At 32.4% G+C, this 15264-nt stretch carries 15 protein-coding genes, 1 pseudogene and 1 other annotated feature; of the genes and pseudogenes, 14 read left to right on the top strand and 2 right to left on the bottom strand.

The genetic code is table 11. The annotated features are described in order from the left end of the window. Nucleotides 1–77 precede the first annotated feature (77 nt). From hemA to LIX58_RS11360, 7 genes are all read left to right on the top strand, one after another. Nucleotides 78–1424: a glutamyl-tRNA reductase gene (hemA, locus tag LIX58_RS11390; RefSeq protein ID WP_154837478.1), complete on the top strand. Its 1347-nt coding sequence runs from the start codon at nucleotides 78–80 to the stop codon at nucleotides 1422–1424. Nucleotides 1425–1445: 21 nt separating this feature from the next. Then, entirely contained in the window at nucleotides 1446–2258 is an 813-nt protein-coding gene (gene ccsA / locus LIX58_RS11385; RefSeq protein ID WP_126567064.1) for a cytochrome c biogenesis protein, read from the top strand. A gap of 29 nt (nucleotides 2259–2287) precedes the next feature. Beyond that, a complete protein-coding gene (gene hemC, locus LIX58_RS11380) occupies nucleotides 2288–3220 on the top strand; it encodes a hydroxymethylbilane synthase (protein WP_154837480.1) in 933 nt (310 codons plus the stop codon). Nucleotides 3221–3268: 48 nt separating this feature from the next. Then, a complete protein-coding gene (locus tag LIX58_RS11375; protein ID WP_154837482.1) occupies nucleotides 3269–3940 on the top strand; it encodes a uroporphyrinogen-III synthase in 672 nt (223 codons plus the stop codon). Further along, nucleotides 3940–4914, top strand: a complete 975-nt coding sequence (gene hemB / locus LIX58_RS11370) for a porphobilinogen synthase (RefSeq protein WP_154837484.1) — start codon at nucleotides 3940–3942, stop codon at nucleotides 4912–4914. Before LIX58_RS11375 ends, hemB begins: the two co-directional genes overlap by 1 nt. A 26-nt stretch (nucleotides 4915–4940) precedes the next feature. Further along, on the top strand, nucleotides 4941–6224 hold the full coding sequence (hemL, locus tag LIX58_RS11365; protein WP_154837486.1) for a glutamate-1-semialdehyde 2,1-aminomutase: 1284 nt from the start codon (nucleotides 4941–4943) through the stop codon (nucleotides 6222–6224). A 69-nt stretch (nucleotides 6225–6293) separates the two neighbouring features. Continuing rightward, nucleotides 6294–7355, top strand: coding sequence for an AbrB family transcriptional regulator (locus LIX58_RS11360; RefSeq protein WP_154837488.1), 1062 nt, complete (start codon nucleotides 6294–6296; stop codon nucleotides 7353–7355). Between the two features lie 34 nt (nucleotides 7356–7389). Here the strand turns inward: LIX58_RS11360 and LIX58_RS11355 are convergent, their stop codons facing one another. Then, nucleotides 7390–7950, bottom strand: a complete 561-nt coding sequence (locus LIX58_RS11355) for a DNA-3-methyladenine glycosylase I (protein ID WP_154837490.1) — start codon at nucleotides 7948–7950, stop codon at nucleotides 7390–7392. Between the two features lie 56 nt (nucleotides 7951–8006). Continuing rightward, nucleotides 8007–8238 (top strand) — a binding site (T-box leader). Between the two features lie 40 nt (nucleotides 8239–8278). Between LIX58_RS11355 and LIX58_RS11350 the strand changes: the two genes are divergently transcribed. From LIX58_RS11350 to LIX58_RS11330, 5 genes and pseudogenes are all read left to right on the top strand, one after another. Continuing rightward, on the top strand, nucleotides 8279–10909 hold the full coding sequence (locus LIX58_RS11350; RefSeq protein WP_154837492.1) for a valine--tRNA ligase: 2631 nt from the start codon (nucleotides 8279–8281) through the stop codon (nucleotides 10907–10909). 11 nt (nucleotides 10910–10920) lie between these two features. After that, nucleotides 10921–12180 (top strand): bifunctional folylpolyglutamate synthase/dihydrofolate synthase, encoded by a 1260-nt coding sequence (locus LIX58_RS11345; RefSeq protein ID WP_154837494.1) that lies wholly within the window; start codon nucleotides 10921–10923, stop codon nucleotides 12178–12180. A gap of 213 nt (nucleotides 12181–12393) precedes the next feature. Beyond that, nucleotides 12394–13083, top strand: coding sequence for an A24 family peptidase (locus tag LIX58_RS12695; protein ID WP_226386333.1), 690 nt, complete (start codon nucleotides 12394–12396; stop codon nucleotides 13081–13083). A 14-nt stretch (nucleotides 13084–13097) separates the two neighbouring features. Beyond that, nucleotides 13098–13774, top strand: a pseudogene (gene radC, locus LIX58_RS11335) (RadC family protein). Nucleotides 13775–13854: 80 nt separating this feature from the next. Then, a complete protein-coding gene (locus tag LIX58_RS11330; protein WP_154837497.1) occupies nucleotides 13855–14136 on the top strand; it encodes a hypothetical protein in 282 nt (93 codons plus the stop codon). A 59-nt stretch (nucleotides 14137–14195) separates the two neighbouring features. Here LIX58_RS11330 and LIX58_RS11325 read toward each other — a convergent pair whose 3' ends face one another. Continuing rightward, complete coding sequence (locus LIX58_RS11325; protein ID WP_126567052.1) at nucleotides 14196–14375, bottom strand: hypothetical protein; 180 nt, start codon at nucleotides 14373–14375, stop codon at nucleotides 14196–14198. Between the two features lie 171 nt (nucleotides 14376–14546). On the opposite strand from LIX58_RS11325, the gene LIX58_RS11320 reads away from it, so the two are divergent. Both LIX58_RS11320 and LIX58_RS12575 read left to right on the top strand, forming a co-directional pair. Continuing rightward, entirely contained in the window at nucleotides 14547–15017 is a 471-nt protein-coding gene (locus LIX58_RS11320; protein ID WP_154837499.1) for a DUF4930 family protein, read from the top strand. A 90-nt stretch (nucleotides 15018–15107) separates the two neighbouring features. Continuing rightward, entirely contained in the window at nucleotides 15108–15239 is a 132-nt protein-coding gene (locus tag LIX58_RS12575) for a hypothetical protein (protein ID WP_126567050.1), read from the top strand. Nucleotides 15240–15264: the final 25 nt, after the last annotated feature.

Genomic DNA, 15264 nt, shown 5'->3' with positions numbered 1-15264 from the left:
TATTTGAGCAATCGACTTAAAATCAAAGGTATATATGTTATACTAACATTATTGTTAGTATATGGAGGGCGTTATAAATGCATTTTATTGCTTTAAGTATAAATCATCGTACTGCCGATGTAGGACTTAGAGAGCAAGTTGCTTTTAGAAATGATGCCTTACGATTAGCCCATGAAGATTTATTCGAAACTAAATCTATTTTAGAGAACGTTATTTTATCTACATGTAATCGTACAGAAGTATATGCTGTAGTAGACCAAATTCATACAGGACGTTATTATATTCAAAGATTTTTAGCACGTTCATTTGGATTTGAAGTAGATGATATAAAAGCAATGTCAGAAGTAAAAGTGGGGGACGAAGCAGTAGAACATTTATTGCGTGTCACTTCTGGCTTAGATTCAATTGTATTAGGTGAAACTCAAATTCTTGGACAAATGAGAGATGCCTTCTTTTTAGCTCAAGAAACAAATACAACTGGAACAATTTTTAATCATTTATTTAAACAAGCAATTACTTTCGCTAAAAAGGCGCATAGTGAAACTGACATTGCAGATAATGCGGTGAGTGTTTCTTATGCAGCTGTTGAATTAGCTAAAAAGGTATTCGGTAAACTTAAAAGTAAACAAGCTGTCATTATCGGTGCAGGGGAAATGAGTGAGTTATCACTTCTTAACTTATTAGGTTCAGGTATTACAAATATTACTGTCGTTAATAGAACTGAAGAAAATGCAAAAATGTTAGCACAGAAACATAATGTTAAATATGATTCACTTAATTCTTTACCTACCTTATTGGCTTCTGCTGATATTGTGATTAGTTCAACTAGTTCACCAGAATTTATTATTACAAAAAACATGATGAAAGAAGCGATAGCGCTTAGAAAAGCTAAATCATTATTGTTAATTGATATTGCTGTCCCTAGAGATATTGAGCCAGGTATTAACTTAAATGATAATGTATTTAGTTATGATGTAGACGATTTGAAAGGATTAGTTGATGCCAATTTACGAGAGCGTCAAATGGCTGCAGAAATGATTGCAGATCAAATACCTAATGAAATTCAAAGTCATAATGACTGGGTTAACATGTTAGGCGTAGTTCCAGTTATTCGAGCATTACGTGAAAAAGCTATGGCAATACAAGCGGAAACAATGGAAAGTATTGATAGAAAGCTTCCTGATTTGTCAGATAGAGAGCGTACGGTTATTTCTAAGCATACTAAAAGTATTATTAATCAAATGCTTAAAGATCCAATTAAACAGGCTAAAGAATTAAGTAATGATAAAAAAAGCAATGAAAAATTAGAGCTATTTCAAAGTATTTTTGATATTGAAGCTGAAAATCCTTACGAACAAGTTAAGGCTCGTAAAGCAGAAAGGGAAAAGGAGCTTTCAGTAAGACATATCTTAAGTTTTGAATAAGCATATTTATATGGTGATAATATGCAAGAAACCCTGTTTATTAGATTTCATGAAATTATATTAGTCATATATTTGATAAGTATTCTTTGTTATTTTATAGATTTCGTTAGAAAAAGCTATAAAATCAGAGAGTTAGGTATATACACACTAGGGATTGTTTGGATATTACAAACAATCTCTTTGTCTATATATATGACATCGCATAGTCAGATACCACTCAACTCTCTTTTTGATGTATTTTTCTCTTTGTCATGGATTATTATATCTATTTCGTTAATATTAAATGTTGTGAAAGCATTAAGCTTTTCCGTATTCTTTTTAAATGTCATAGGTTTTATTTTATTAATGATGAATACTTTCCAACCAGAACATTATTCTACGAATGGACAAAGAGTTACAATTATCAATGAGTTACTCTTAATTCATATAGGTTTAGCTGTCCTAAGTTATGCTTTTTTTGCATTAGCTTTTGTTAATGCATTGTTATACATCATTCAATATCGCAATTTAAGAGAGAAAAAATTTGACCAGAAGTACTTTAGAATTGGAAGTGTAGCTACTTTAGAAACTATTGTATTTTATTCGTCATTGAGTGGCTTAATTATTTTAATTTTTAGTATTATATTAGGAGCGCAATGGGGATTTTATGCAGTAGGAGAAAGTATCTTCACAGATCCTAAAGTGATTTTATCTACAATAATTACAATCCTTTATAGTATGTTTGTAATTGTTCGTCTTAATCAGTGGCTCAAATCAATTCATTTAATCTACTTTAATATTGTGTTATTTTGCTTATGTATGATTAATTTATTTTTTACAGCTCATTTCACTTAATATTTGAAAAGCAATAGGAGGCAGCATGTATGCGCAAATTAGTTGTAGGTTCGCGAAGAAGCAAACTTGCTTTAACGCAAAGTCAACAATTTATTGATAAACTTAAAGAAGTTGATCCAACTTTAGATATTGAAATAAAAGAAATTGTTACTAAAGGGGATCGAATTGTAGATAAACAATTATCAAAAGTTGGAGGCAAAGGTCTTTTCGTTAAAGAAATTCAACATGAGTTGTTTAATAAAGACATTGATATGGCAATCCATTCCTTAAAAGATGTTCCAAGTATTATTCCAGAAGGCCTCACGTTAGGTTGTATCCCAGATAGAGAAGTACCTTTTGATGCGTATATTTCTAAAAACCATACACCTTTAAATGAATTACCTGATGGCAGTATTATTGGTACTAGTTCATTAAGACGTGGTGCACAAATACTATCTAAATATCCTAATTTAAAAATAAAATGGATTCGAGGAAATATTGATACGCGACTTCATAAGTTAGAAACTGAAGATTATGATGCAATTATTCTTGCTGCAGCAGGTTTACGTCGTATGGGTTGGTCTGATGATATTGTAACGACTTACCTTGATAAAGATGTCTTATTACCGGCAATCGGTCAGGGCGCATTAGGTATAGAATGTCGCAGTGATGATAAGGAGTTATTAGAATTACTTCAGAAAGTTCATAATAATCAAGTGGCAGATTGTGTTACAGCTGAACGTACATTCTTAGCTGCGATGGATGGAAGCTGCCAAGTGCCTATTGGTGGTTACGCCACTAATAATTCAAATGGAGAAATTGAATTCACAGGGTTAATTATGACACCTGACGGCTCTGAGAGATATGAACATACTGAAATAGGCACTGATCCAGTAGAATTAGGAAAAAAAGTAAGTGATGTACTAATTGAACAAGGTGCCTACGAAATTATTAGAAAGCTAAATGAAGAACAACCGCACTAATAGTTAATGTATTTAAACATTAATACAAAATTTAGAGGGGTAAAACAAATGAAACCAGTTATAGTAATGACGCAAACGAGTAATATACAAAGTGATTTAGTGGAAATTGTGCATAAGCCCTTTATCCAAATTCAACCACTTGAGATTGATACTCGATTATTGCAGAATAACTATGACTGGCTTATTTTTACGTCTAAAAATGCAGTTAGATTATTTCAGCCCTATATGGATACACTACAAGTTAAACATATTGCTGTAATAGGGAGTAAAACTGCACAACTATGTCATGATATAAACATTAAGGTAGACTTTGTGCCAGAAGATTATTCACAAGAAGGATTATTGAATAATTTAAGTATAAAAGGGCAAAAAGTATTGATACCAAGTAGTGCAAAAGCACGACCTAAACTTCAACAACAATTAGCTATTAATAATAATGTAGTGAAAATCGATTTATACAAGCCTGTTCCTCATAAAAATAATATTCATGACGTCTTAAATATGATAAATAATAATGCAATTGAAGCACTTACGTTTTCAAGTTCATCGGCAGTGCGTTATTATTTTAATGAAGGACTTCCGTCTGATTTCAATCAATATTATGCAATTGGTCAACAAACTGCAAATACGTTGAGAGAATATGGGATCGAACCCTATATAGCTGATAAACAGACGGCAGAAGCACTTATTAATAAAATTATAGAAAGTAGGAATAAATAATGAAATTTGATAGACACAGAAGATTACGCTCTTCAGAATCAATGCGTCGTTTAGTCAGAGAAAACCATGTAAGAAAAGAAGATTTAATTTACCCTATCTTTGTAGTAGAAAAAGATAATGTTAAAAGTGAAATTAAATCTTTACCTGGCGTATATCAAATTAGTCTAAATCTTTTAGATGAAGAAATTAACGAAGCCTACGATTTAGGTATTAGAGCTATTATGTTCTTTGGTGTACCGAATGAAAAAGATGAAGTTGGCTCAGGTGCTTATGATCATAACGGAATTGTTCAAGAAGCAACTCGTAAAGCTAAATCATTACACGAAGACCTACTCATCGTAGCAGATACATGTCTATGCGAATACACTGACCACGGTCACTGTGGCGTTATTGATGATCACACTCATGATGTTGATAATGATAAATCATTACCATTATTAGTGAAAACAGCTATCTCACAAGTTGAAGCTGGTGCAGACATCATCGCACCTAGTAACATGATGGATGGATTTGTTACTGAAATTCGTCAAGGTTTAGATGAAGTGGGTTATTATAATATTCCTATTATGAGCTACGGTATTAAATACGCTTCAAGTTTCTTTGGACCATTTAGAGATGCTGCAGATTCTGCTCCTTCATTTGGGGATAGAAAAACATATCAAATGGATCCTGCCAACCGCTTAGAAGCTTTAAGAGAATTAGAAAGTGACTTGAAAGAGGGCGCAGATATGATGATTGTTAAACCTGCGTTAAGTTACTTAGATATTGTTAGAGATGTTAAAAATAATACAAATATTCCAGTAGTTGCATATAATGTTAGTGGTGAATATGCGATGACTAAAGCCGCTTCACTCAATGGTTGGATTGATGAAGAACGCGTAGTGATGGAACAAATGGTTTCAATGAAACGTGCGGGCGCAGATATGATTATCACTTATTTTGCGAAAGATATTTGCCGTTATTTAGATAAATAATTCATTTTTGAAAAGGAGGACTAAATATGGGATATGAAAATTCACAAGAAGCAATGAAAATTGCCGAAAATTTAATGCCTGGTGGGGTGAATAGCCCAGTTAGAGCATTTAAATCTGTTGATACACCAGCAATTTTTATGGATCATGCTGAAGGTTCTAGAATATATGATATCGATGGTAATGAATATATTGATTATGTATTAAGTTGGGGTCCTTTAATTTTAGGACACAAAAATAAACAAGTAATTGAAAAATTACATGAAGCGGTGGACAAAGGTACGAGTTTCGGTGCTTCAACTCTTGAAGAGAATCGATTAGCAGAATTAGTCATTGACCGTGTACCATCTATTGAGAAAGTGCGTATGGTATCTTCAGGAACTGAAGCAACATTAGCTGCTTTAAGACTTGCACGTGGTTACACAGGTAAAAATAAAATCGTTAAATTTGAAGGTTGCTATCATGGGCACAGTGACTCATTACTTATTAAAGCGGGTTCTGGTGTAGCGACACTAGGTTTACCGGATTCTCCAGGTGTGCCAGAAGGTACTGCTAAAAATACAATAACTGTGCCTTACAATGATTTAGATGCAATTAAAGTTGCATTTGAGAATTATGGCGATGATATTGCAGGCGTTATAGTAGAACCTGTCGCAGGAAATATGGGCGTAGTGCCACCTCTAGAAGGTTTCTTAGAAGGACTTAGAGATATTACATCTGAATATGGTTCATTACTTATCTTTGATGAAGTAATGACTGGTTTCCGCGTAGGCTATAATTGTGCACAAGGTTACTTTGGTGTAACACCTGATATTACTTGCTTAGGAAAAGTAATTGGCGGTGGCTTACCAGTAGGTGCCTTTGGTGGTAAAAAAGAAATTATGGATAGCATTGCACCTGTAGGAAACATTTATCAAGCTGGTACATTATCTGGAAATCCTTTAGCTATGACTAGTGGATATGAAACACTTAGTCAACTAACTCCAGAATCTTACGATTATTTCCAAGAACTTGGTGATATATTAGAAAAAGGTTTAAAAGAAGTCTTTGCGAAACATAATGTGCCTATTACAGTTAACAGAGCGGGCTCTATGATTGGTTACTTCTTGAATGAGGGTCCAGTAACTAATTTCGAACAAGCGAATAAGAGTGACTTAGAACTCTTTAGCAATATGTATCGTGAAATGGCTAAAGAAGGCATCTTCTTACCGCCATCACAATTCGAAGGTACATTCTTATCTACTGCGCATACTAAAGAGGATATTGAAAAAACAATTCAAGCATTTGATAATGCATTAAGTCGCATTGTATAATTTAATATAAAATAATGTGAGGTTAAGACTTTAGTCTTAACCTCATTTTAATGAAAGAAGTGAGCGTTAATGTGGACATTAAGACGCAATAATTTAATTTTATTGATTACTGCTGTCGTTATGAGCTTAATCTTGCATTTTGCTCATATCCTTTTACCATTCATGTTTGGTCCCATTATTGCTGCTATATTAGTAGTAAAAGTCTTTAAGTTGAAAGTTCAATGGCCATTTTGGCTCAGTCAAATTGGTTTAATTTTACTAGGGGTTCAAATAGGATCTACTTTTACTAAGAAAGTGATTAACGATATTAAAAATGATTGGTTAACGATTGTAGTTGTCACGATATTACTCATATTGCTCTCATTATTAATTGCATATTTTTTCAAAAAAATAGCTCAAGTCAATACTGAAACAGCAATACTAAGTGTTATTCCTGGCGCACTAAGTCAAATGCTAATTATGGCAGAAGAGAATAAAAGAGCGAACATTCTTGTAGTAAGTTTAACACAAACATCTCGAGTTATATTTGTGGTAGTCTTAGTTCCGTTTATCTCATATTTTTTCAGTAGTGGAGATACTAGCAATCAAACTGTAAGTAAGGCGCCACCGTTAACTGAAGCTCTAAATATTTCTCAAATTCTATTTTTAGCTATTACAATCGGTATTGTTTACTTTATAATGGCGAAGATTCATTTTCCAACTAAACAATTATTGGCACCGATAGCTGTTTTAGTAGTATGGAATTTATCTACACATGCAATATTTACTTTAGATAATGGTATTCTTGCATCAGCACAATTGATTTATATGATTAGAATTGGACTACAAATTGCTAAATTATTAGGAGATTTGAAAGGGCGTCTTGCCATAGCGATCATTTATCAAAATGTTCTTTTAATCATTAGTGCATTCTTAATGGTATTTATCGTACATTTATTTACTCATAGTTCAATGAATGAGTTGTTTTTAGGAGGTGCACCTGGTGGAATGAGTCAAATTGTGCTTGTAGCAATAGCCACAGGGGCCGATGTAGCTATGATTTCAAGTTTCCACATATTTAGAATTTTCTTCATCTTATTCCTCGTTGCTCCAATTATCGGATTTTTCATGAAAAGAAGTATAAAAAAATAGCGAATACTCGTATATACGAGCGTTCGCTATTTTTCTATTTATGTTGAGGCTTGTAAGGACAAGTTTCCAAGTGAGCATCATATAAACCAGCCGCTTCTAAAAATGAAAATACGGTGACTGGACCTAAAAATTTAAATCCATATTTCTTTAGGTCTTTAGATAATTGTGTAGCACGCTCATCAACAGTAATTCTTTCAGACGCATGTCGATAATGGAAGTCAATAGGTTGATGATTGACACATGACCATAAGTAATCACTAAAATTACCATGTTCTTTTTCAATTTCAAGATAACCTTTCGCTTGAGATACAATAGCTTCTAATTTTTTACGATTATGAACTATGTTAGGAAACTCCATTAATTTATCAATATCTTCGTGAGTCATACTTGCTACTTTTTCAGGTTCAAAATTATAAAATGCTTCTTCATAGGAAGATTTTTTCTTTAAAATCGTCAACCATGACAATCCAGCATGTTGAGACTCTAACGCCAAAAGTTTAAATAGCGCTTTACTATCATATAATGGCTGTCCCCATACGTGATCGTGATAATCAAGATAAATGGGATCCTTTGTACCGAACGCACATTCGTTCATAAATATACCTCCAAGAGATTGACTTATTAGGCTTTCCATTATACTATAAATAAGTAATTAAATATATTTATGGGAAGAGTAAGTTTGAATGATAGCAAAGAGAGCATATGGTTGGTGGAAATATGTATAGCATTCTTACTGAAGGTAGCCCACTTGAACTTTTATTGAACTTATGTAGTAAATAAAAGCGTGTTTGAGCGTTAATCATAATTAAGTGCAAGGTTAAAGTTTTCAATCGAGAATTTTAAGCTTGAATTTAGGTGGTACCACGGAACATCCGTCCTATTTTTTAGGAGGGGTGTTTTTTTATAATTAGGAGGTTTTTTCTATGAACATGGAACCTAAGTATAATCCGCGCGAAGTTGAAGCGGGTCGTTACGAAGAATGGGTTAAAAATGGGTATTTCAAACCCTCAGAAGATAAATCAAAAGACACTTATACGATTGTTATTCCTCCACCAAATGTAACTGGTAAGTTACATCTTGGTCATGCATGGGATACAACGTTACAAGATATCATTACACGTATGAAAAGAATGCAAGGTTACGATACGTTATATCTTCCTGGTATGGATCATGCGGGTATTGCTACACAAGCTAAAGTAGATGCAAAATTAAAAGAACAAGGCATTTCTCGCCATGATATTGGCCGTGAGAAGTTCTTAGAACACGCTTGGTCTTGGAAAGAAGAATATGCTTCTTTTATTCGTCAACAATGGGCTAAATTAGGTTTAGGTTTAGACTATAGTAGAGAACGCTTTACTTTAGATGATGGTTTAAGTCAAGCTGTTAGGAAAGTATTCGTTGACCTTTACAATAAAGGCATTATTTATCGTGGAGAACGCATAATCAACTGGGATCCCGCAGCTAGAACAGCATTATCTGATATTGAAGTAATCCATGAAGATGTTCAAGGTCATTTTTATCATTTTAAATATCCATATGCTGACGGTGAAGGTTATATTGAAATTGCTACAACACGTCCTGAAACGATGTTAGGAGATACAGCTATCGTTGTTAACCCTAATGATGAACGTTATAAGGATGTTATTGGTAAAAAAGTTATTTTACCTATTGTTGGTCGTGAATTACCAATTTTAGCAGATGAATATGTTGATATTGAATTTGGTAGTGGTGCTATGAAAGTAACACCTGCACACGACCCAAATGACTTTGAAATCGGACAACGTCATGATTTAGAAAACATCATCGTTATGGATGAAAACGGTAAAATGAACGATAAAGCTGATAAATATGCAGGTTTAGACCGCTTTGAATGCCGTAAACAATTAGTAGAAGATTTAAAAGCACAAGATTTAGTTATTAAAATTGAAGAGCACATGCATTCAGTAGGTCACTCAGAACGTTCGGGCGCTGTAGTTGAACCTTATTTATCTACACAATGGTTCGTTAAAATGAAACCACTTGCTCAAAGAGCATTAGATAATCAAAACACAGATAATCGTATTGATTTCTATCCACCTCGCTTTGAAAATACATTCAACCGCTGGATGGAAGAAATTAGAGATTGGACGATTTCTCGTCAATTATGGTGGGGCCATCAAATTCCAGCTTGGTATCATAAAGAAACAGGCGAAGTTTATGTTGGCGAAGAAGCACCAGAAGATATTGAAAATTGGCAACAAGACGAAGATGTATTAGACACTTGGTTCTCAAGTGCGTTATGGCCATTCTCTACGCTTGGTTGGCCAAATGAAGAAGCAGAAGACTTTAAACGTTACTATCCTACAAATGCGCTCGTAACAGGATATGACATTATCTTCTTCTGGGTTGCAAGAATGATCTTCGAAGGTCTAGAATTTACTGATCGTCGTCCGTTTAACGACGTATTATTACACGGTTTAGTTCGTGCTGAAGATGGCCGTAAGATGAGTAAATCATTAGGTAATGGTGTTGACCCAATGGATGTTATCGAAGAATATGGTGCAGACAGCTTGCGTTACTTCTTAGCTACTGGTTCATCTCCAGGTCATGATTTACGTTATTCTACTGAAAAAGTAGAATCAGTGTGGAACTTCATCAATAAAATCTGGAACGGTGCGCGTTTCAGTTTAATGAATATTGGTGATGACTTTAACTACAAGGATATCGATTTATCTGGTAATTTATCTCTAGCAGATAAATGGATTTTAACGCGTTTAAATGAAACAATTGAAACAGTCACACACTTAAGTGATAAATATGAATTTGGTGAAGTAGGTCGCGCATTATATAACTTCATTTGGGACGAATTCTGTGATTGGTACATCGAAATGAGTAAAATTCCAATGAATGGTGACGATGAAGCTCAAAAACAAACGACACGTTCTGTATTAAGTTACACATTAGATCAAATTATGCGTATGCTACATCCGTTCATGCCATTTGTCACTGAAAAGATTTGGCAAAGTCTTCCTCATGAAGGAGAAACAATTGTAAAAGCATCTTGGCCAACCGTTAAAGAAGAATTTAGCTTTGAAGACAGTAAACAAACAATGCAACAACTTGTTGAAATTATTAAATCAGTTAGACAATCTCGTGTTGAAGTTAATACACCGCTTTCTAAATCTATACCAATTTTCATCCAAGCAAAAGATGAAGACGTGAAAGCGACACTTAATGAAAATGCAGATTATATTCATAAATTCTGTAATCCAAGCGAGTTAGTCATTGATACAAATATTGATATTCCAGAAAAAGCTATGACAGCAGTGGTAGAAGCAGGGAAAGTCGTTCTTCCTTTAGAAGGCTTAATCGATATGGATAAAGAAATCGCTCGTCTTGAAAAAGAATTAGATAAATTACAAAAAGAATTAGATAGAGTTGATAAAAAATTATCTAACGAAAACTTTGTTAATAAAGCGCCTGAAAAAGTTATTAACGAAGAAAGAGAAAAACAACAACGTTATCAAGAAAAATATGATGGTGTAAAAACTAGAATCGAACAATTAAAAGCATAGGAGAATCGCCAATGAATTACCTAGATAGTTTGTATTGGATACATGAACGAACAAAATTTGGTATCAAACCCGGTGTGAAAAGAATGGAATGGATGCTGGATCGTTTGAACAACCCTCAATTAAATATTCGAGGCATTCATGTTGGTGGTACAAATGGCAAAGGCTCTACAGTTGCTTATTTAAGAGCTGCTCTTGTTGAAAATGGCTATGAAGTAGGAACATTTACTTCACCATTTATTGAAACATTTAATGAAAGAATAAGTTTAAATGGTCATCCTATTACGAATGATGAAATAGTTGAATTAGTTGAACGTGTCAAACCTGTGAGTGAGGCATTAGAACAAGAAACTGAACTAGGTGGCGCTACAGAATTTGAAATAATTACGACTATGATGTTTTTATACTTTGGAGAAATTCATCCAGTCGATTTCGTTGTAGTGGAAGCTGGTCTTGGAATTAAAAATGATTCTACTAATGTATTCAAACCAATTCTTTCAATTTTAACAAGTATTGGATTAGATCATACGGATATTTTAGGTAATACTTACTTAGATATCGCTAAAGACAAAGGTGTGATTATTAAACCTAATACACCAGTGATTTACGCGGTGAAAAATGAAGAAGCACTTAAATATATTCGTGATTTAGCTGAAAGTAATGATGCTAAGCCTATGGAATTAGATCGTGAAATTGTAGTGCTATCACAAGATGATGAGTTTACTTATCGTTATAAAGACTATGAGTTAGAAACGATTATCTTAAATATGTTAGGTGAACATCAAAAAGAAAATGCTGCGTTAGCTATTACCGCATTAATCGAACTTAACGAAGAAGATGTCATTGAATTAGATTTCAATAAAATGATTGATGCTATTGAGAGTGTAACGTGGACTGGCCGAATTGAGAAAGTGAAAGAAAATCCATTAATTATTATTGATGGTGCTCATAATAATGAAAGTGTAGAAGCTTTAATAGACACAATTAAAAATTATTACGACACTAAAATGGACATTCTATTCTCAGCTATTAAAGGAAAACCAGTTTCAGGTATGTTGAATAAATTATCGGAAGTAGCTAATACAATTTACTTCACTGAATTTGATTTCCCTAAAGCACTTAGCAAAGATGAACTTGCCGAAAGTATTAATATTGATAATATTCAATTTGTCGACGATTATGTTGAATTTATCAATCAATATGAAGGTGAAGGATTGTTAATTACTGGTAGTTTGTATTTCATTAGTGAAGTAAAAGCTAAAACACAATTTTAAATTTCATAAAGTTATTTAACCACTTAATAACGTACTATTTTAAGTATAGACGTTGATTAGGTGGTTTTTTAAATTGCGTTTATCTGCAGAAATTAATATTTAGAACTTTAAAGTAAGAAATATATTAATTTTTATAATAAATCTATATATTAATAAAATTATACAGTTTACTTTTACAGTATTTTTGCTACAATAATAGAAAGGAGATGTTTCATGTATATACTTTCTTACTTATGTAGTGTTCTTTTTAGCTACTTATATCAATTGAGCTCGATTAATAAACTCTCTTTCAATTACTTTAAATTGCGTTCCAAGTGCGATAACTGTCACCAACTTTTGAAATGGTTTGAACTCTTACCTATTATTAGTTTTATTTGCTTGAAAGGGCAGTCTAACTGTTGTGGATATCGGCTTAATACAAATTATTTTATAGGTGAACTTTTAGCATTTCTAATTATCCCAGTTTCATGTTATATTCCTTCCTCTATACATTTCCCATTGTTTTTAACCACATCTTTATTTCTATTATCAATGGCACTTTATGATATTGATACTAAGACCGTTAATATGAATCTTATAATTATATTTGCCATTATTTCTTTATTTATATCGCATGTTTATATCTTCACTTTTCTAATTTTCTCCCTAATATTACACACATGTTTTTTGATTATGCCAAATCAAATTGGCTATGGTGATATTCTCTTATTAAGTATGCTATCTCTCTTTTATCCTTATAACTTCTTTTGTATTTTTCTTTTATTTGCATTATTAACTGCAATGCCATTCGCATTCTTTACAATTTTAATTAAGAAATCTTCGAACCTCCCATTTATTCCTTTTATCTTTATTGGTTATCTATTTGCAAATTATTTCTATCCCTATCTTTTAGTTTATTTATAGAAAGGTTGATTTTTTTGAAAATTAAGGACATGGCAGCTACTGAATTACCTAGAGAACGACTGATTCAACAAGGCGCAAAAAGCTTATCTAATAGCGAATTATTAGCGATTTTAATTAATACTGGACGCCAAGGATACTCTAGTATTGATATAGCGAATGATATTATGAACAAATATCCAAATTTAAAAGAACTAAAGCAATTATCTATTGATGATTTAGTAAGAATAAAAGGGATAGGTACTTATAAAGCAACTACCTTAAAAGCAGCATTTGAATTAGGGAAAGAATGAATACAAGAAGTACACATGAAAAAGTTAAAATTAAATCACCTAAAGATGTTGCTGATATGATGATGGCTAAAATGAAGGATTTAACACAGGAACATTTTGTTGCACTATTTTTAAATTCAAAAAACGTTGTTATGAAAGAAGAAGTAATTTATAAGGGAACGTTAAATTCATCTGTAATACATCCTAGAGAAGTATTTAATGCAGCAATTAGAGCGTCAAGTAATGCAATTATTGTAGTACATAACCATCCTTCTGGTGATGTCACGCCATCTAAAGAAGATATTGCAACTACTATTCGATTGAAAGAATGTGGTCATATTCTCGGTATAGATTTATTAGATCATATTATTATTGGTGATCAAAAGTTTACTAGCTTGGTAGAAGAAGGATATTTTGAGTAAAGTCTTTTTTAAATTCTTTATAGTATGACTTAGTAACTTTTTGTATAATAAGGTTTTAATAAAAGGTTAAGAGGTGTACTATGACAATCTTTTTAATTATTGGTATATTATTGCCCATTATTTATGTAATTAGATTAAATGTTAAACAACAAACGATTCGATTTAAAGAAGTATTAATAACGGTAGGGTTATCTATAATAGGTTTTGTAGTATTTTCAATTTTAGGGGTATTTATTAGTCATCAAAAGGTAGATATCTTTACATTATTAGTTGGAGCTGTTGTTACTGGAATCATTTGGGGATTACTTTTAGCGGGTACATATAAACTTTATAATTATTTAACTCATACTTTTAAAAAATAAATTAATGCTAGCTAAGTAGTCTGAAATCAATCATTAGATACGTAGCTAGCATTTCTATTTTATCGAATATAGGCTGAGAGGGTTTGGAAGTTTTCAAGAATCCAGAGAATACCCTGATAACCTAAATAAAGACATAAAATAACTAAAGCGGCTGAGATAATAAATCTTAAAATAGCAAGGCCTACTTTAAATAATAAAATAACTAATAATGCAATTAATATAACTGTAAGAATATGCATTGTCACACTCCTCACTTAAAAAGTTTGTCAATTACAACATAATATTATTGTAATTCATTTTAGCACAAAAACCTATCATACTTTAGGTAATAGGTCTTCTAGTACCTAAGACTGATGAATAAGAAATGATAGTTATTTATAATGATTAAGATTAAATTAGGAGGGAAAGTAATGCGATTTATTCTGAGTCTCATAAAAAATATTGTTGCAGTTATAGCTATTATTTGCGTCGTCTATATTGCACTAAAATATGCTCCTTTTCTAAGAGAACAAGAATGGAATCCTATTAACCATCCTCCTAATAATGCGCCTATAAGTGAGAATTATAATCAATTTAATAATCCATATCCTACAGATGGTAAACATTATGTTTTAGAAGACAATGACTTATTAAAAAATATTCCGTCTAGTCAAATGGGGAATGTATTTAAATTAATCGATAAAAATGAATTTATGGCCGTCTCAGGTCTTGGAAGAATGGGATATAATGATCATTATATTGCAGGGCAAAGAGAAGATAAGTTCATTCTTTATAAATTTGGTAGCGATTCAATGAGAGTCTATAGTACTGAAATTGAATTGGAACAAGATTTAAATCGCATGGGGCAAAATATTGAGCTTAAGCCACCGACTGCTTATTAATTGATAGGGCATATATTTTAACTATTTGAAAAGCAAAATTAAATACGTTACAGTTCTATTAGAGATAAAAATTAAAGGTTGGTGTGATTTATGGCAGAACAATCTAAAGAAAAACAAGCTAACGAACAAGCTAAAGCACAAAACTTATTCGCTAAGTGGAGAAAAGATGAAACACTATATAGCGAAGATGAAAAAAAGGAAAATACCGACAAAGAAAAATAATCATTAGATAATGAGTATTAAGGCT

This window comes from Staphylococcus sp. Marseille-Q1834 (genome assembly GCF_916858875.1).
GTDB classification, from domain to species: domain Bacteria; phylum Bacillota; class Bacilli; order Staphylococcales; family Staphylococcaceae; genus Staphylococcus; species Staphylococcus pragensis.
Note: the sequence above shows the minus strand (reverse complement) of the source record. Positions and strands in the feature narration are given on the sequence as shown.

Bases quoted from the DNA above. Each gene is read 5' to 3' on its own strand.
- LIX58_RS11360 (WP_154837488.1), top strand. From the start codon at position 6,294: ATGTGGACATTAAGACGCAATAATTTAATTTTATTGATTACTGCTGTC.
- LIX58_RS11345 (WP_154837494.1), top strand. From the start codon at position 10,921: ATGAATTACCTAGATAGTTTGTATTGGATACATGAACGAACAAAATTT.
- LIX58_RS11350 (WP_154837492.1), top strand. From the start codon at position 8,279: ATGAACATGGAACCTAAGTATAATCCGCGCGAAGTTGAAGCGGGTCGT.
- hemL (WP_154837486.1), top strand. From the start codon at position 4,941: ATGGGATATGAAAATTCACAAGAAGCAATGAAAATTGCCGAAAATTTA.
- LIX58_RS12575 (WP_126567050.1), top strand. From the start codon at position 15,108: ATGGCAGAACAATCTAAAGAAAAACAAGCTAACGAACAAGCTAAAGCA.
- LIX58_RS11320 (WP_154837499.1), top strand. From the start codon at position 14,547: ATGCGATTTATTCTGAGTCTCATAAAAAATATTGTTGCAGTTATAGCT.
- LIX58_RS11325 (WP_126567052.1), bottom strand. From the start codon at position 14,375: ATGCATATTCTTACAGTTATATTAATTGCATTATTAGTTATTTTATTA.
- hemA (WP_154837478.1), top strand. From the start codon at position 78: ATGCATTTTATTGCTTTAAGTATAAATCATCGTACTGCCGATGTAGGA.
- hemB (WP_154837484.1), top strand. From the start codon at position 3,940: ATGAAATTTGATAGACACAGAAGATTACGCTCTTCAGAATCAATGCGT.
- LIX58_RS11355 (WP_154837490.1), bottom strand. From the start codon at position 7,950: ATGAACGAATGTGCGTTCGGTACAAAGGATCCCATTTATCTTGATTAT.
- LIX58_RS11375 (WP_154837482.1), top strand. From the start codon at position 3,269: ATGAAACCAGTTATAGTAATGACGCAAACGAGTAATATACAAAGTGAT.
- ccsA (WP_126567064.1), top strand. From the start codon at position 1,446: ATGCAAGAAACCCTGTTTATTAGATTTCATGAAATTATATTAGTCATA.
- hemC (WP_154837480.1), top strand. From the start codon at position 2,288: ATGCGCAAATTAGTTGTAGGTTCGCGAAGAAGCAAACTTGCTTTAACG.
- LIX58_RS11330 (WP_154837497.1), top strand. From the start codon at position 13,855: ATGACAATCTTTTTAATTATTGGTATATTATTGCCCATTATTTATGTA.
- LIX58_RS12695 (WP_226386333.1), top strand. From the start codon at position 12,394: ATGTATATACTTTCTTACTTATGTAGTGTTCTTTTTAGCTACTTATAT.